A 15,123-nucleotide genomic window follows, 5' to 3' on the forward strand; every position below is an offset into this window, starting at 1 on the left:
GATAACTTGGCCCGAAAGTTAGGCAGGGCTTCGGCAATACTTATCGGGCTCGCCGGATCAGCCTCGAAAGACTGCGCCTGGTTGCAACGGAACTCCGAGCTGCATTCTGAAATACTTAGCCTCCAAACAGAGCTGCGAGAAGGGGCTGCCCGGGTCATGGAAGACCACGACCTATGGGTGCACTTCCGGGCAGCGCAAACCGTGGGGAACCAGTTAGATGAGCTGTTTCGGCCAGACCGGCCGGCGTCATGGCTTTCAAACCTCCTCCTGCCGCTTCCCCAGTCGTCGCTTCTAGATCCGGCCGGCGGCAAGGTCTGTGTCGAGGTTCCGATCTGGGCTGCTGGCTTCCTCATCACTCACCAACGGCGCTGACTCTTCTTTGGAAGACTGCAGGGAGCGCCACAGTGCTGCCCCGGCTGCCAGGGCAACCAGTCCAAGGATCCACCACCGGGCTTTGGATGCCGATCGGACAGGCGGGACCGGGACTGGGGCGGCTTTCGGGCCTACACGCCGCAACCGTTCCTGGAATTGGGGAGTGAGCGTCTCCACACTGCCAGCAAGCTCGTCGGCCAACCTGCGCAACAGCGCCTGAAGGCGCGGGGAGGCAGTCTCAATCCCTGTATCCAGTCCGGCCACCGCTCTTTGGAGCGCAGCCTGGACCCCGGGCGTGGCCCATTCCCTGCCCTTGCCCAGCTGACTCATGAGGTTTTCGGAGAGACGATGGAGCCGCTCAGTTTCGGTCATTGTTTCTGATGTGCGCATGTATGCCTCCTTGATGTGATGGATGATGCCAGACTAGGGCTGGCAGAAGTGCCGCAACAGGGTCTTTGGAACCGAAACACCGGGACTCTTTGCAAGCGAGATACCCATGACTCCCACGATCACAGGGAGCCGTAATCGCGCGAATCACTTCGTGAAATGCGTGGACGATGAGAGGCCGCAAGGGCGGCGAGATCGCGGATCAACCGCCGTACCTCATGTTCGCGCCGGCTGGAAGGCAGACTTTGTTGGGCTGCCCGGGGCCGCTCGAAAGGCTTCTTGGGTGGCCCAGGAACAGGAATTGGGTGTTTGGGCAGTGCCGCGGTACGTGGTTTCTTAGCCGCCACCGGAATACTCGCGCTCATACGCCCCCCTTGACCTGATCGGCCCCGGCGATCCTGGCGAAACCCGTTTCAACTGTCGGTGATTTCCATAATCCGCCCTTGGCTTGCAGCCGGCCATATGCTCAAAGCACTCAAGCAGGAAGACTGCATCACCCGCGCCATTGGTGAGGACCGGACGGTACTCCAAATTGTTGGAAGCGACTACGGACAGTTCGACCTCGGCTGGAATCAGGACGACGGTATCGAGGGCGACTCCGATCGTGCCTTTCACCAGACCTTCTTGATCCGGGCACGATCGAGAAGCCGGGCCTGTATCGGTTCCGGGTCTACTCGCAGGTCGCGACCGGATGAGGGACCTGGTGGTGACCGCAGTCGTCGAACGGTCTCTCGTGCAGGTTTGGGCGGCAGGATAAGTCTGGACGCTTAGAGGATTGGTTTCCCGAGGGGCTGCGCTGGCTCGGTGACCGCACCTAGGTTTGGAGAGCAGCGGCGAACTTCCAGGACGCATCCGGGGCCGGGGTTGCCCGGAGCCACTGCTCTGCGATCCGGCTGAATGCCGGGTCATCCTCAGCGCTGACAGTTAGCACGTTCCGGGCCGTGCTGCCGAAGCCGGTGTCCCACGCAGTAAGACGGCCGTGGCCAGCGCGGCAAATTTGACGGCTGCCGGCAACGAGGTCAGAGGCTCCACGAAGGAAAGCGTCCCTTACGTCGACCCACGGGCGGCGGCAGATGGGGCTACCTGCTGGTTCTGCTCCAGGCCCCCTCCGGAGGACGGGAAAGGATTTGTCGGTGCTTAGTGACGGGCCGGAAGCCGCGACGCGCCGCGGATTTTGTGAACCGTGATCCCATGACTTCCAGGAGCATGACTACGCGCCCGTGCAAGGCAAGAACAGCTGCGGCAAGCCGTCCTGGATGCGCCCCAGCCCAGACAACCGCGAACGTGAGCACTGACAGCAGCAGCATGGTCAGCAGGCCTGGAACGCCCTCGGGCCATGGGAGGGATGCGCCCGGAAGCTGCGAAGTGAACCTGGCGGTCGCGGCCACTCCGCCGCTGAAGGTTCCAGCAACACCAATCAGTGCTGTTGCTGCCCACGGGGCCAAAGGCACCAGCGGCACCGCTGCGGTTCCCAGCAGCGTCACGGGTGCAACCAGCGGTGAAGCAATGACGTTTGCCAGCAGGGAGTACGTGGAGAACTGGGGCTGCAGCAGCACGGTGACCGGCCGCACAGCAGTTGCGCGGACAACGGGACAGCAACGGCCGCAGCCACCCAGCGCGGAATGACCAGCGGCACCCAGTCGATGATTTGCCGGCCCAGGATGATGATCCCCAGGGTAGCCAGGACGGACAGGAGGAATCCGAAACTGGACCCCAGCCCGGGATCGGCCAGCAGCAGGCCGATCACAGCAAGGCACAAAAAGCTCAATCCACGCCCGGACCTCCCGCTGGCCAGCGCGATAACGGACACCACACCCATGAGGGCTGCGCGCAGGACGCTCGCATCGGGCCCCACAAGAACCACGAACAGGCACAGGCCAGCTCCCGCCAGCACGGCTGCCGGCACGCGTGGCAGCCGCAAGCTTCGGCACCCCAACAGAAGCGCCCCGAGGACCAGGCTGCAGTTGGCCCCGCTGACAGCAGTCAAGTGAGTCATGCCCACGTTTTTCATGGCAGCTTTCAACCCCTCATCCAAGGCGCTGGTATCTCCTGTGACCATACCCGGGAGCAGGCCGCGGGGATCGGGGGCGAGGAAAGACGCCGCGGCGACAAAACGTTCCCGCAGCTCCCTGACTGCTCCCTGCAGCATTGCTGTTGAACCGGGATGTCCGGCCGCAACTGACCCAGGCCCGGAGGAGGCAGTGAGGACGGCCGCCTCCTCTCTCCCGGGATCAGGGGGCCGCAGCTTCCCTGTCACACGGACCAGCTGGCCCGGCACCAACGAGGCCCAACCGCCGCTGCCCATGACCACCATCTGCGCCCGGGTGCGGAGCTGCACGCCACCGGTGCTGATGTCCCGGGTCCGGACGGGTACCGACCAGCGGGCTGGCGGGCCAGCCTGGTTCGGCGCAGTCAGGGCACGGGGGATCCCGCCGACCTCAACTACGGCCACCACTGATTTTCCTGCCGCAACCGCCTCTGACAGGGGGCCTTCGAAGCGATGGGTGGACGCCACCGCCGAGTGCGCTGCCGCGGCCGCTGCAAGGAAGAACGCTGCCGCCCCCGTGGCGAGGAAGCTCCGCCGGGCCGAACTTTGGCCCGTCATCCCCGCACTCGGCCGCCGGCGACAGCCGGGTGAGGGCTGCCGGCGTGCACGGCAAAGCAAGAGCACGGCAAAGGCGATCAGTGCACAGCACAGCCCGGCCAACGGGGCCGGCTGCAGCCAGAGCCCGGCGATTGACGCGCCCCAGACTGCTGCCGCGGGCAGGGCGAGCCGCACATCTGTACGACGGCGCGGTGTGTCTTTGCCCGCTACGGCACTGTTCCCCGCCAATTCCGCCACCGCTGCTTTCCATACGGTTTCCAGCGGCCGGGTCCACTGACTCCGGAGCCGGCGCAGGGAGGCAGCAGGCAGCGTCAGGGTTCGACGGCGGCCTGCAGCAGATGCGGAGCGGACCTGCGGGACGCCGGCAGCATCGGGGAGGAGGCCGGCTGCAGTCTCCTGCTCCACCACAGTCCGGGGCGCAGCTGCCTCGCCTTTAACCGCCGCCTCCACATAACGGTTCCAGGGACTCGTGCGGGAGGTTCCGCTGCCGCTACCCATTGGAGCAGCCTGCCGAATCCCTGGTCACACCGTCACCAGCGGCAGCAACGCTTCGAGCATCTTGGGTCCTACCCCGTCCACCGCATCCAACTCCTGTACGCTGCTGAACTTACCGTGTTCCTTGCGCCAGTCCACGATGCGCTGGGCGAGCACCGGGCCAACCTTCGGCAGGGCATCCAGTTCGTCCACGCCCGCCGTATTGAGGTTTACTTTCGCCCCTCCCGGTGTCCCGCCCTCGCCAGCCAGGCCTGCCCCACCCTGGGCTTCCCCCTCCTGGCCACCGGCGTCCGGGCCGGCCACGGTTTCTTCCTCCCCTTCCCGCGGAACGTGGATCTTTTGCCCGTCCTGCACAACAAGGGCGAGGTTCAGCCGGTTCAGGTCGGCTCCGGGGACACCACCTCCGGCTGCAGAAATAGCGTCATGGACCCGGCTTCCTGCCGCCAGCCTAACCACGCCGGGGCTGGCAACCGCCCCGGCGACATGGACCACGACAGCCCCGGCGGGTACAGCATCCCCTGAGGGGTCGTCCGTCCCGGCTTGGTCGTCGGTCCCGGCTTGGTCACCGGTCCCAGCGCTTTCCGCAACTGCGCTTCCCACTGGCCCGCCAGGTGCCGCGCCCCCGGTGCTGACGCCGCTGAGCGGCAGGATTTCGGGCCGCCCGGAGGCCGCCTGCCACCAGAACCACGCCCCGGCAAGAACGGCAAGGATGCCTAGGAAGACCGAAAGGCGCAGCCCCACCCGCCACCGAAGGACCGGACCTGCTGCGGCAGGAGCGGCGGGATCAGCGTCCCGCCCGGGCTTGGCTGGTGCGTCCCGGGAACTGGCCGCGCCATCAGCCGTCTGGCCCCGGTATACGAAGGGCTCGTTCCCGTCGCCCTCCAGCAGCAGCCCCCGGGCTGATTCGCCGAGCGCGGCCTGGAGGCGGTTCCTGGCATGGCGCGCCGGAGGACCTGCTGCTCCAGCGTCCCGGCGTGCCATAGCTTCAGGCTAGAAACACCCGGACGGACCCAACAGGCCAGCTGGCTGCTATGTGGAAAGCCCGGCCGAAAGACTGCCGGCACCGGTCGGTTCCTCCCCGACGATCACGGCCAGGACCCCCAGCCCCGCGTGGGCGGCAAGGACCGCGGGAAGTGAGCTGATTTGGGCGGGAGGGCAGCCGGGCAAAGCTGCCGCCAGCCGTCCGGCCAGGCCTGCTGCCTCCTCGGGATTCCCGAAATGGTGAACTGCGAGGCGGACCGCCGAAGCCGGGCGGGCGGAAGCATCGGCGGCGACGATCTCCTCCAGCCGGGACACGGCCCTGGCGGTAGACCGCACCTTCTCCAGCGGGACAATCCGGCCGCCGTCGAGGGCCAGGATGGGCTTGATGGACAGCATCGTCCCGAGCAGCGACGCCGCCGCGCCGATGCGTCCCCCGCGGCGTAGTTGTTCGAGGCTGGGCACATAGAAGTACACGTTGGTGCGGGCTGCCTGGCTGGCTGCGGCAGCGGCAACCGCTGCAGCGCCACCGCCGCCGGCAGCTGCACGGACGCCCGCCTGGACGGCCAAACCCTGTGCCATCCCCACCGTCCGGGAGTCAACAACCTCCACCGGGATGTCCACCCGCGCTGCGGCCAGCCGGGCTGCGTCTGCCGTGCCCGAGAGTTCGCCGGAGATCTGGACCGAAACCACAGCCTCGAAGCCCCGTCGACGGGCGGTCCGGTAGGCCTGCTCAAACTGTCCCGGTGAGGGCCGGGACGTCTTCACCGGTGTTCCACTGGCCAGGGCCAGTGCGATGGTTTCGGAAATGTCGTCCTCGCCCTCGCCGTAAATCTCCTCGCCCACCATCACGGGCATGGGAATCACCGTGAGGACGCCGTCTCCGGAAAGCGCGGCCACCCATTCCCGGGGCAGCGCAGCGGCGGAATCGGTCACCACTGCAGTACGGACGACGGCGGCTCCGGACTTGGGCGCGGAGCGAAGGCCCGTTATTCGTGCACGGAACCACGCCCAGGCTGCTGCATTGGCGTCCTGCACGCGGCCTCCTGAAGGTCATCGGGCCGCCGGAGCTGTTCCGGCGGCGGGGTCCCGGCGTGGCTGCTTACCGCTGGGCCGGGACGATGTTGACCAGTTTAGGCGCGCGGACGACGACAGTGCGGATGCCACGGCCGTCGAGGGCGCGCTGCACGTTCTCCGAGGCCAGCGCCAGCTCACGCAGCTGGTCCTCCGACACCGAGGGAGAAACTTCCAAGCGATCCCGAACCTTGCCCTGGACCTGCACCACGGCGGTGACGGTGTCCTGGACAAGCAGAGCTTCGTCGTGCGTGGGCCATCCTGCATTGGCAACGGAGGCAGGGTGGCCCAGGACGCTCCACATGTCCTCCGCCGTGTACGGCGCGAAGAGGCTCAGGATAACGGCAACGGCTTCGGCAGCTTCACGGACGGCTGGGTCCGAGCCGCCAACACCCGAGTCGATGGCCTTACGGGTGGCGTTGACCAGCTCCATCAGCTTGGCCACCACCACGTTGAACTTGTTGGCATCGAGCAGTTCGTCGGCGTCGGCGATAGTCCTGTGCGTGACGGACCGCAGTGCGCGGTCACCCCTGGTGAAGTCAACGCCGGACTCGCTGGATACGTCCTGGGCGAGGCGCCAGGCGCGGGCCAGGAACTTCGCCGAACCGGAGGGCGAGACGTCGGCCCAGTCCACGTCGTCCTCGGGCGGGGAAGCGAAAACCATGGTGAGGCGGACGGCGTCCACCCCGTACTTGTCCAGCTGCTCGCCCAGGTCCACGCCGTTGCCCAGGGACTTGCTCATGGCTTTGCCGCCATTGAGCACCTGGCCCTGGTTGAGGAGCGCGCTGAAGGGCTCGTTGGCTTTAATCATTCCGAGGTCGTTGATGACCTTCGTGAAGAATCGCGCATAGAGCAGGTGCAGGATGGCGTGCTCAACACCGCCCACGTACTGGCCCACGGGCATCCAGTCGTTGATCTTCTCCGGATCAAATGGACCTTCGGTGTAGTGCGGCGAGACAAAGCGCAGAAAATACCACGACGAGTCCACGAAAGTGTCCATGGTGTCCGTATCCCGCTTGGCGGGGCCGTGGCAGGAGGGGCACTCCACATTGACCCAGGCTTCGGCTGCGGCCAGGGGCGAGGTGCCCTTGGGTGCCAAATCCTCACCGCGCAGGTCCGAAGGCAGGGTGACGGGCAGCTGCTCGTCAGGCACCGGAACCTCCCCGCAGGACGGGCAGTGGATGATGGGGATCGGGGTGCCCCAGAACCGCTGGCGGCTGAGCAGCCAGTCACGGAGGCGGAAGTTCACGAACTTCTCGCCGGTCCCCTGACGCTCAAGCATGGCGATCGCGGCCGGGATGGCCTCGGCCTTGGGCAGGCCATCCAGGTCACCCGAGTTGATCAGGGTGCCCTCCCCCGCCGTGGCAACACCCGAGGCCGCGGGGTCCTCCCCGCCGGTGTTGAGGACTGCCCGCACGGGCAGGTGGAAGGTCCGGGCGAAGTCGAGGTCGCGCTGGTCGTGGGCGGGGACGGCCATGATGGCGCCGGTGCCGTAGTCGGCCAGGACGTAGTCGGCGGCCCAGACCGGCAGCTTCTCCCCGTTCAGCGGGTTGATGGCGTAGCGGCCGGTGAAGACGCCGGTCTTCTCCCGCTCGGTGGACTGGCGCTCGATCTCGGAGAGGACCTTGACCTTTTCGCGGTATTCGTCCAGGGCAGCAGCGTGCTCGTCCGTGACGAGTTCGACGGCGAGCGGCGCGTCGGCGGCCACCACGAAGAATGTTGCACCGTAGAGGGTGTCCGGGCGGGTGGTGAAGACCGTGACCTCCCTGGCGGGCTTGCCGCCGTCGGCCTCGATCACGAAGTTGACGTGGGCACCCTCGGAGCGGCCGATCCAGTTCTTCTGCATCGCCAGGACGCGCTCGGGCCAGTGGCCGCGGAGCTGTTCCATGTCATCCAGCAGCCGGTCCGCATAGTCCGTGATCTTGAAGTACCACTGGTTGAGCGACTTCTTGGTCACGGTGGTGCCGCAACGTTCACAGGCGCCGTTGACTACCTGTTCGTTGGCCAGCACCGTCTGGTCCTTGGGGCACCAGTTGACCGGAGAGTCCTTGCGGTAGGCCAGGCCCCGCTCGTAGAAGCGCTTGAACAGCCACTGCGTCCAGCGGTAGTACTCGGGGTCCGAGGTGTGCAGCCGGCGTGACCAGTCGGCCGAGATGGCATACCGCTTGAACGAGGCAGCCTGGGTGTCGATGTTGGCGTAGGTCCACTCGCTGGGGTGGGCGTTCCGCTTGATCGCTGCGTTCTCCGCCGGCAGGCCAAAGGAGTCCCAGCCGATCGGGTGCAGGACGTCATAGCCCTTCTGCCGAAGGTAGCGTGCCACGACGTCCCCCATGGCGAACGCCTCGGCGTGGCCCATGTGCAGGTCGCCTGACGGGTACGGGAACATGTCCAGCACGTAGCGGCGTTCGCGGGACCCGTCGTCGAGGGGGGTGAAGACCTTGAGGTCCTCCCACACCTGCGGCCACTTGGCCTCCATGGCGGTAAAACTGTAGGTGCCCTCCTCAGGCACTTCCGCCGACACTGATGCTGCTGTTCCGGTCTCTGTCTCCGGCTGAACGCCCACTGCTGCCCTCTTCTGTTCTGTTACGGCATCTGTGCTGCCATAACGGCCTGATCCTGCTGCTGCCGGCCCGGGAACTGGCCCGGACACACAAAAGCCCCTCGCCATGGAGGGGCTGCCGCACGTTATCCGTCGTTCCGGATACCGGGCGGCTAAGTAAGCAGAAGGATCGCACGCATAGACCCACTTTAGCGCACCTCGGCCACCCCCAAGCGTAAGTCGCAAACGAGCGGCTGAGGTCGCAGGGAACACTTACTGTTCGTGGTTGAAGGGTGACTATAGCGAAAGCAAGGAAGGCGGCCCCTCGCCCGGGTGTGGTGGGCACCGCGAAGCGGGCGGGGCAGGGCCCGCCTTCCTTGCGTGGTGAGACGGGGGCCCGCCGCAACCACGAACTGCTATTTGACTGGCTACCTCACGTCCTCGTCGACCCAGTCCATGGACTTGGTGACTGCCTTCTTCCAGAGCCGCATCTGGCGTTCCTGCTCGGCCTTGTCCATCTGCGGTTCCCAGCGCTTGTCCTCCGACCAGTTGGCAGAGCACTCGCCCAGGTCCTTCCAGAACCCGACGGCCAGGCCTGCCGCGTAGGCAGCTCCCAACGAAGTGGTTTCCACCACCTTGGGCCGGATGACGGGAACGCCCAGGATGTCCGCCTGGAACTGCATCAGTGCGTCGTTGGCGACCATGCCGCCGTCGACCTTCAGCTCACTCAGCGGCACGCCGGAGTCCGCGTTGACGGCGTCCAGCACCTCGCGGGTCTGGAAGGCGGTGGCCTCAAGCGCTGCCCGGGCAATGTGGTTCTTGTTCACGAACCGGGTCAGGCCCACGATGGCCCCGCGGGCATCCGAGCGCCAGTAGGGGGCAAAGAGGCCGGAGAAGGCAGGGACGATGTAGACGCCGCCGTTGTCCTCCACCGATGCCGCCAGGGTTTCCACCTCCGGCGCGCTGCTGATCATGCCCAGGTTGTCCCGCAGCCACTGGATGAGCGAGCCCGTGACCGCGATCGATCCCTCCAGGGCGTAGTGCGGCGCTGCATCCCCGAGCTTGTAGCCCACGGTGGTCAGCAGCCCGTTCTTGGAGTGGACGATCTCTTCGCCGGTATTGAAGATCAGGAAGCAGCCCGTGCCGTAGGTGTTCTTGGCTTCACCGGTTTCGAAGGCGGCCTGGCCGAACGTGGCGGCCTGCTGGTCGCCCAGGATGCCCGCCACGGGCGTCTCGCGGAGCAGCTGGGAGCTGTGCACGGTGCCGTATACCTCCGAGGAGGACTTGATTGCCGGCATCATGCTGCGTGGTACGCCGAAGATGCCGAGGATTTCGTCGTCCCACTGCAGCGTTTCGAGGTCCATGAACAGGGTCCGGGATGCGTTGGTGACGTCGGTCACGTGGACGCCGCCATCCACGCCGCCGGTCAGGTTCCACAGCACCCAGGCGTCGGTGTTGCCAAAGACCAGGTCCCCGGCTTCTGCCTTCTCACGTGCACCGTCCACGTTGTCCAGGATCCATTTGATCTTGGTGCCTGAGAAGTAGGTGGCCAGCGGCAGGCCCACTTTCTGTTTGAAGCGGTCCGCGCCGCCGTCCCTGGCCAGTTCGTCCACGATGTTCTGGGTGCGGGTGTCCTGCCACACGATGGCGTTGTACACGGGCTTGCCGGTGGTCTTGTCCCACACCACGGCGGTTTCGCGCTGGTTGGTGATGCCGACGGCGGCGATGTCATGCCGTGTCAGGTTCGCCTTGGAGAGGGCGGAGCCGATGACCCCACGGGTGTTGTTCCAGATCTCCGTGGCGTCGTGCTCCACCCAGCCTGCCTGGGGGAAAATCTGTTCGTGTTCCATCTGGCCGGAGGAGACAATTGCGCCGCTGTGGTCAAAAATAATGGCGCGGGTGCTTGTGGTGCCTTGGTCGATGGCGATCACGTACTGGTTCATAATGACGTCCTTGTCTTGTTGCGGCTCTTCTTGTTGCGGCTTTGAGCAGTGGATTTGTTGCGCTAATAGGGAAAGTCAGGCTGCGGCGGTGGCGATAATGGGGACGATCCTGGCCACGAGGCCGCCGAGGGCTCCGCCAACCAGCGGGCCCACCACCGGAATCCAGGAATAGCCCCAGTCGCTGGAGCCTTTGCCCTTGATGGGCAGCACGGCGTGGGCGATGCGGGGACCAAGGTCGCGGGCCGGGTTGATGGCGTACCCGGTGGGGCCGCCGAGGGACACGCCGATGCCGACGACGAGCAGTGCAACGGCAAGCGGTCCAAGGCCTGACGGGGTCCCGCCGAAGGTCAGGATCACGAAGACCAGGACGAAGGTCCCGATGATCTCGGTGACCAGGTTCCACGGGGTGGAGCGGATGGCGGGTCCGGTAGAGAAGACGCCCAGTTTGCTGGCAACTTCCTCTTCTGCATCGAAGTGCTGCTTATAGGCGAGCCAGCAGACCACAGCACCCAGGAATGCCCCCAGCAGTTCGCCGCCGAAGTAAGTCAGCGTGGAGACGGCGTCCACCGGGACGTTTGGCGCGTATTCGGTCTTTCCGTTGAGGAGCAGGCCCAGGGTCACCGCAGGGTTCAGGTGGGCCCCGGACTGTGCGGCAACGTAAACGCCCGCGAAGACGGCAACACCCCATCCCCAGGTGACCATCAGGAACCCGCCGCTGTTGCCCTTTGTTCCCCTCAGGGCGACGTTGGCGACGACGCCGCAGCCCAGCAGGGTCAGCATTGCCGTTCCAAATACTTCAGATAAGAAAACTATTCCAAGAGACATCTTTGACTCCTTTTTTATTTTCTGATGGAGGCCCTTCGCGGGTTGAAGGACCGGTGGCCGGGGCGGGCTGCCGCCCCGGCCTGCAGCCGGGCCCTAGGCGACCAGGCTGTGGGTCTCTACGCGGTGGAACCGCTGCAGCACTTCCTGGGCATGCGTGATCTCCGCTGCGCGGGCAGCAGCACCCCAACCCAGTGGACCTGACAGCACGTCCGCCACTTCATTCAGCAGTTCGCCGGTCACCAGCCCGCGGAAGGCCAGCGAGGTCCGGCGGATGAGGACATCCACGAGGTGTCCCACCTGCTCATTCGCCGCCATGAATTCCAGTTCCCGGGCGCTCAGCTCCCGGGTCGAGTGCAGCAGCCTGTCCGGCGCCGCGTCCAGATACTCCATCACGGCCTCCGCACGGGTGCCGTAGCGGGTCAGCAGGCCGGCGGTACGGTCAGCGTCCCGGCCGGACCCCATGTGCGCCTTGATCCACTTCTGCACTCCGGCTTCATCAGCAGGGAAGCCTGCGCCACCGCCGATGGGAAGCTGCGCGGTGGACACCTTGCGCTCCATGCCGATTTCGGCTAGAACGTCGTTGGCCAAGTGCTCAGCCAGGGCCCGGAAGGTGGTCCATTTACCGCCCACCAGGCTCAGCACCACAGCGCCGGCACCCTCCGTCCCCTCGGCAGGACCGCTGCGCTCGATACGGTAGTCCCGCGAAACAAACCCCGGCTGGGTGGCATCGTGGCGGGGCAAGGGCCGCACTCCCGAAAACGTGTAGACGATCTGTTCGCGCGTTACCGCGATGTCGGGGAACACGTGGCCGATCAGGTCGAAGAAGTAGGTGATTTCCTCGTCCGTGCAGACAGCATCTTCCGCCATGTCCGCGTCTACGTCGGTGGTACCCACCAGGACCCGGTCCCCCATCGGGTAGATCAGGACGATCCGGCCGTCCGTGTGCTCGAAGAAGATCTCCCGGCCGCGGCAGGCGTCGAGAAGGTCAGGGTGGTCAAGCACGATATGCGAACCCTTGGTGCCGCCCATGAACGTGGAGTCGGTGCCCATTGCTTCATTGGTCAGGTCCACCCAGGCGCCGGTGGTGTTGACGATGACATCTGCCGTGAAGTCGAATTCCTCACCCGTCAGCTCATCCCGCAGCCGGACGGTACTGCCCCTCCCGGTCCCAGGATTGGGTTGCCCGGTCATGGACTGCAGCGAGACGTAGTTGCTGGCCCGGGCGGTGTTGCCCTGGGCATTTCCTTCGCCCGTTGCCGCGTCCCCGGCCTTTTCACCGTCCTGGAGGACATCGAGCGTGAGCCGCTCCGGGTTGTGGACCGAGGCGTCAAAGTAGGTGGCAGTGTACTTGACGTCGGAGCGCAGTCTGGGAAATTCAGCGCGGGCCCGTTCGCCGCTGCGGAACTGGTGCCGGGGCACGGTGCCGCCGTCCCGCGAGAAGGAGTCGTACAAGCTGAGGCCGAGCTTGATCAGGAAGGCGCCGCGTTCCTTGGGCTTTCCGTGCTGCCTGTGCGTCAGGAAACGGAGAGGCGCCGAGAGCACGCCGGAGAACGTGCTGAAGATGGGGATGGTGGTCTGCAGCGGCTTGACATAGTGCGGGGCGATCCGGAGGAGCCGGTTGCGCTCCACTACTGATTCCCGCACCAGGCGGAACTCGCCGTTCTCAAGGTAGCGAATGCCGCCGTGGATCATGTGGGAGGAGGCGCCGCTGGCTCCTTGGCAGTAATCCCCGCGTTCGACGAGGGCCACGTCCACGCCCTGCAGTGCAAGGTCACGGAAGGTGCCCACGCCGTTGATGCCTCCTCCGACCACCAGCACCTTCGCGTGGGGCCGGCGGCGGAGATGATGGACTGAGCTCCGCTCGGCGCCAGGCTTCGCCGCCGGCGCAACAAGCGGGTTGGTTGAATCCTTGGGTCCCAAAATGACTCCCTTGGGGCTTCGTATGGCGCGGGCACCGCAGGGGTACGCCGCCGTTCTCCACTATTGTTTGGACTAATGGAAAATGGAGTCAAGCACTATGCACAAACGTGCAGAAGGGAGCGGCCATGGACGCTTCAAGGCACTCAGATGCCCTTCGAGCTGCACAAATGTACTACCTGCAGGACCTGACGATGGACGCGATCGCACGGGAGCTTCGGACTTCCAGATCCACCGTTTCCCGGCTCCTGTCCGCCGCCCGCGACTCCGGCCTGGTGCAAATCCAGATCCGCAATCCGCTGGACACGGGACCTGAGCTCGAGGGCAGGATCCGCCGGCGTTTCGGGGTGGATGTACATGTGGTGCCGGTCCTGGAGACATTGAATGAAGCGGAAACACTTGACCGGGTGGCCATGCAGGCAGCCAGGACCATCGGGCCGCTGGTGGACTCTAACGCGATCATCGGGGTGGCCTGGGGATCAACCCTCAGCGCCGTCAGCCGGCACCTCACCCGCAAGATCACCCACGACAGCGTGGTGGTGCAGCTGAACGGCGCGGGCAACATGCACACCACCGGCATCACCTATGCGAGCGACATCATGCGCCGGTTTGGAAGCGCCTACGGAGCACGGGTGGAACAGTTCCCCGTGCCGGCATTTTTCGACCATGCAGCCACCAAAACCGCCATGTGGAATGAACGCAGCGTGCAAAGAATCCTCGAGCTCCAGGAAAAGATGAGCATCGCCATCTTCGGCGTGGGTTCCGTGGATGCCGACTATCCCAGCCACGTGTACGCCGGCGGATACCTGGACGAGGCTGACCTCAATATCCTGGCCACGTCCGATGTGGTGGGCGACGTTGCCACCGTCTTCTTCCGCGGCGACGGATCCTCGGACGGCATTGTCCTTAATGAACGGTCCACAGGGCCTGCCCTTGCTGACCTGCGCCAGGTCAGGCGGAGGATCTGCGTGGTTTCCGGCGTGTCCAAGATCAACGGGCTTCGCGGCGCCCTCGCCGCAGGCCTGGCGACCGACCTGATCCTAGATGAGGCCACCGCACGGCGCCTGGTCGACTTCGAGGGCCTCGCCACAGTGAGTGGGTAAAGTCGTGGCTATGAAAACCTCTCCGCGGCTCAGCCTCAACAACGGCGTGCTGATCCAGCAGCTCGGATTCGGGCTGTACAAGGTCCCGGCAGCTGACGCGGAAAAGCTGGTTGCCATCGCGCTCGCCGCCGGCTACCGCCATTTCGATACTGCCGCCATGTACGGCAACGAAACCGGGCTGGCCCGCGGGATGAGTTCGCAGCTGGGCGGGGAGGGGGACCGCGGGGGATCAGGTGAACTTTTTCCGGCACTCTCCAGGGAAGACCTCTTCGTCACCACCAAGGTGTGGAACACCGATCATGGCTATGAGGCGACCTTGCGGGCGTTCGATACCTCCATGGTCAACCTCGGCCTGGATTACGTGGACCTGTACCTGATCCACTGGCCGTGCGCCAAGCGGGGCCTTTTTCCGGAAACCTACCGCGCCCTGGAAACTCTCTACCGGGAAGGAAAAGTCCGCGCCATCGGCGTCAGCAATTTCCAGCCCGCTCACCTTGAGCGGCTGCTCCAATCGGCAGAGGTGGTGCCCGCGGTCAACCAGATTGAGCTTCACCCGTGGCTGCAGCAGGCAGAGCTCCGCAAGATCCACGAGGAACTCGGCATCCGCACCGAGGCGTGGAGCCCCCTGGGCCGCGGCCAGGTTCTCGCCGATCCCGTGGTGCAGGCCTGCGCCGCGGAACGCCGCAAGACTCCTGCGCAGGTGATCCTCCGCTGGCACATGCAGCTCGGCAACATCGCCATCCCCAAGGCCAGCTCGGAAGCCCGCATCCGTGAAAACCTGAACGTCTTCGATTTTGAGCTCTCCGAACGGGACATGGCGGCGCTTGCAGGGCTGGACCGCGGCCACCGCACCGGCTCACACCCGGACCACGTCAGCTAGGCTGC

At 65.5% G+C, this 15,123-nt stretch carries 10 protein-coding genes and 1 pseudogene; 2 read left to right on the top strand and 9 right to left on the bottom strand.

The genetic code is table 11. The annotated features are described in order from the left end of the window. Positions 1-291 precede the first annotated feature (291 nt). From FDW81_RS08620 to FDW81_RS08660, 9 genes and pseudogenes are all read right to left on the bottom strand, one after another. Positions 292-762: a hypothetical protein gene (locus tag FDW81_RS08620; RefSeq protein WP_138133779.1), complete on the bottom strand. Its 471-nt coding sequence runs from the start codon at positions 760-762 to the stop codon at positions 292-294. A gap of 333 nt (positions 763-1,095) precedes the next feature. Continuing rightward, on the bottom strand, positions 1,096-1,374 hold the full coding sequence (locus FDW81_RS08625) for a hypothetical protein (protein ID WP_138133780.1): 279 nt from the start codon (positions 1,372-1,374) through the stop codon (positions 1,096-1,098). 464 nt (positions 1,375-1,838) lie between these two features. Further along, a pseudogene (locus FDW81_RS08630) lies at positions 1,839-3,862 on the bottom strand (ComEC/Rec2 family competence protein). Positions 3,863-3,886: 24 nt separating this feature from the next. Continuing rightward, the gene (locus FDW81_RS08635; protein ID WP_138133781.1) at positions 3,887-4,840 is read right to left on the bottom strand and encodes a helix-hairpin-helix domain-containing protein; all 954 of its coding nucleotides are present in this window, start codon (positions 4,838-4,840) and stop codon (positions 3,887-3,889) included. A gap of 48 nt (positions 4,841-4,888) precedes the next feature. After that, a complete protein-coding gene (locus tag FDW81_RS08640) occupies positions 4,889-5,875 on the bottom strand; it encodes a DegV family protein (protein ID WP_138133782.1) in 987 nt (328 codons plus the stop codon). 64 nt (positions 5,876-5,939) lie between these two features. Beyond that, positions 5,940-8,474, bottom strand: coding sequence for a leucine--tRNA ligase (gene leuS, locus FDW81_RS08645; RefSeq protein WP_138133783.1), 2,535 nt, complete (start codon positions 8,472-8,474; stop codon positions 5,940-5,942). A 404-nt stretch (positions 8,475-8,878) separates the two neighbouring features. Further along, positions 8,879-10,393: a glycerol kinase GlpK gene (gene glpK, locus FDW81_RS08650; protein ID WP_138133784.1), complete on the bottom strand. Its 1,515-nt coding sequence runs from the start codon at positions 10,391-10,393 to the stop codon at positions 8,879-8,881. Positions 10,394-10,468: 75 nt separating this feature from the next. Beyond that, positions 10,469-11,218, bottom strand: a complete 750-nt coding sequence (locus tag FDW81_RS08655; RefSeq protein ID WP_138133785.1) for an MIP/aquaporin family protein — start codon at positions 11,216-11,218, stop codon at positions 10,469-10,471. Between the two features lie 93 nt (positions 11,219-11,311). Then, a complete protein-coding gene (locus FDW81_RS08660; RefSeq protein WP_138133786.1) occupies positions 11,312-13,138 on the bottom strand; it encodes a glycerol-3-phosphate dehydrogenase/oxidase in 1,827 nt (608 codons plus the stop codon). Between the two features lie 125 nt (positions 13,139-13,263). Between FDW81_RS08660 and FDW81_RS08665 the strand changes: the two genes are divergently transcribed. Then, a complete protein-coding gene (locus tag FDW81_RS08665; protein WP_138133787.1) occupies positions 13,264-14,238 on the top strand; it encodes a sugar-binding transcriptional regulator in 975 nt (324 codons plus the stop codon). A gap of 10 nt (positions 14,239-14,248) precedes the next feature. After that, the gene (locus FDW81_RS08670; RefSeq protein ID WP_138133788.1) at positions 14,249-15,118 is read left to right on the top strand and encodes an aldo/keto reductase; all 870 of its coding nucleotides are present in this window, start codon (positions 14,249-14,251) and stop codon (positions 15,116-15,118) included. The last annotated feature ends 5 nt before the right edge of the window (positions 15,119-15,123 follow it).

This window comes from Pseudarthrobacter sp. NamB4 (assembly GCF_005796185.1).
Taxonomy (GTDB): Bacteria; Actinomycetota; Actinomycetes; order Actinomycetales; family Micrococcaceae; genus Arthrobacter.

Bases quoted from the DNA above. Each gene is read 5' to 3' on its own strand.
- FDW81_RS08620 (WP_138133779.1), bottom strand. From the start codon at position 762: ATGCGCACATCAGAAACAATGACCGAAACTGAGCGGCTCCATCGTCTC.
- FDW81_RS08635 (WP_138133781.1), bottom strand. From the start codon at position 4,840: ATGGCACGCCGGGACGCTGGAGCAGCAGGTCCTCCGGCGCGCCATGCC.
- glpK (WP_138133784.1), bottom strand. From the start codon at position 10,393: ATGAACCAGTACGTGATCGCCATCGACCAAGGCACCACAAGCACCCGC.
- FDW81_RS08655 (WP_138133785.1), bottom strand. From the start codon at position 11,218: ATGTCTCTTGGAATAGTTTTCTTATCTGAAGTATTTGGAACGGCAATG.
- FDW81_RS08665 (WP_138133787.1), top strand. From the start codon at position 13,264: ATGGACGCTTCAAGGCACTCAGATGCCCTTCGAGCTGCACAAATGTAC.
- FDW81_RS08670 (WP_138133788.1), top strand. From the start codon at position 14,249: ATGAAAACCTCTCCGCGGCTCAGCCTCAACAACGGCGTGCTGATCCAG.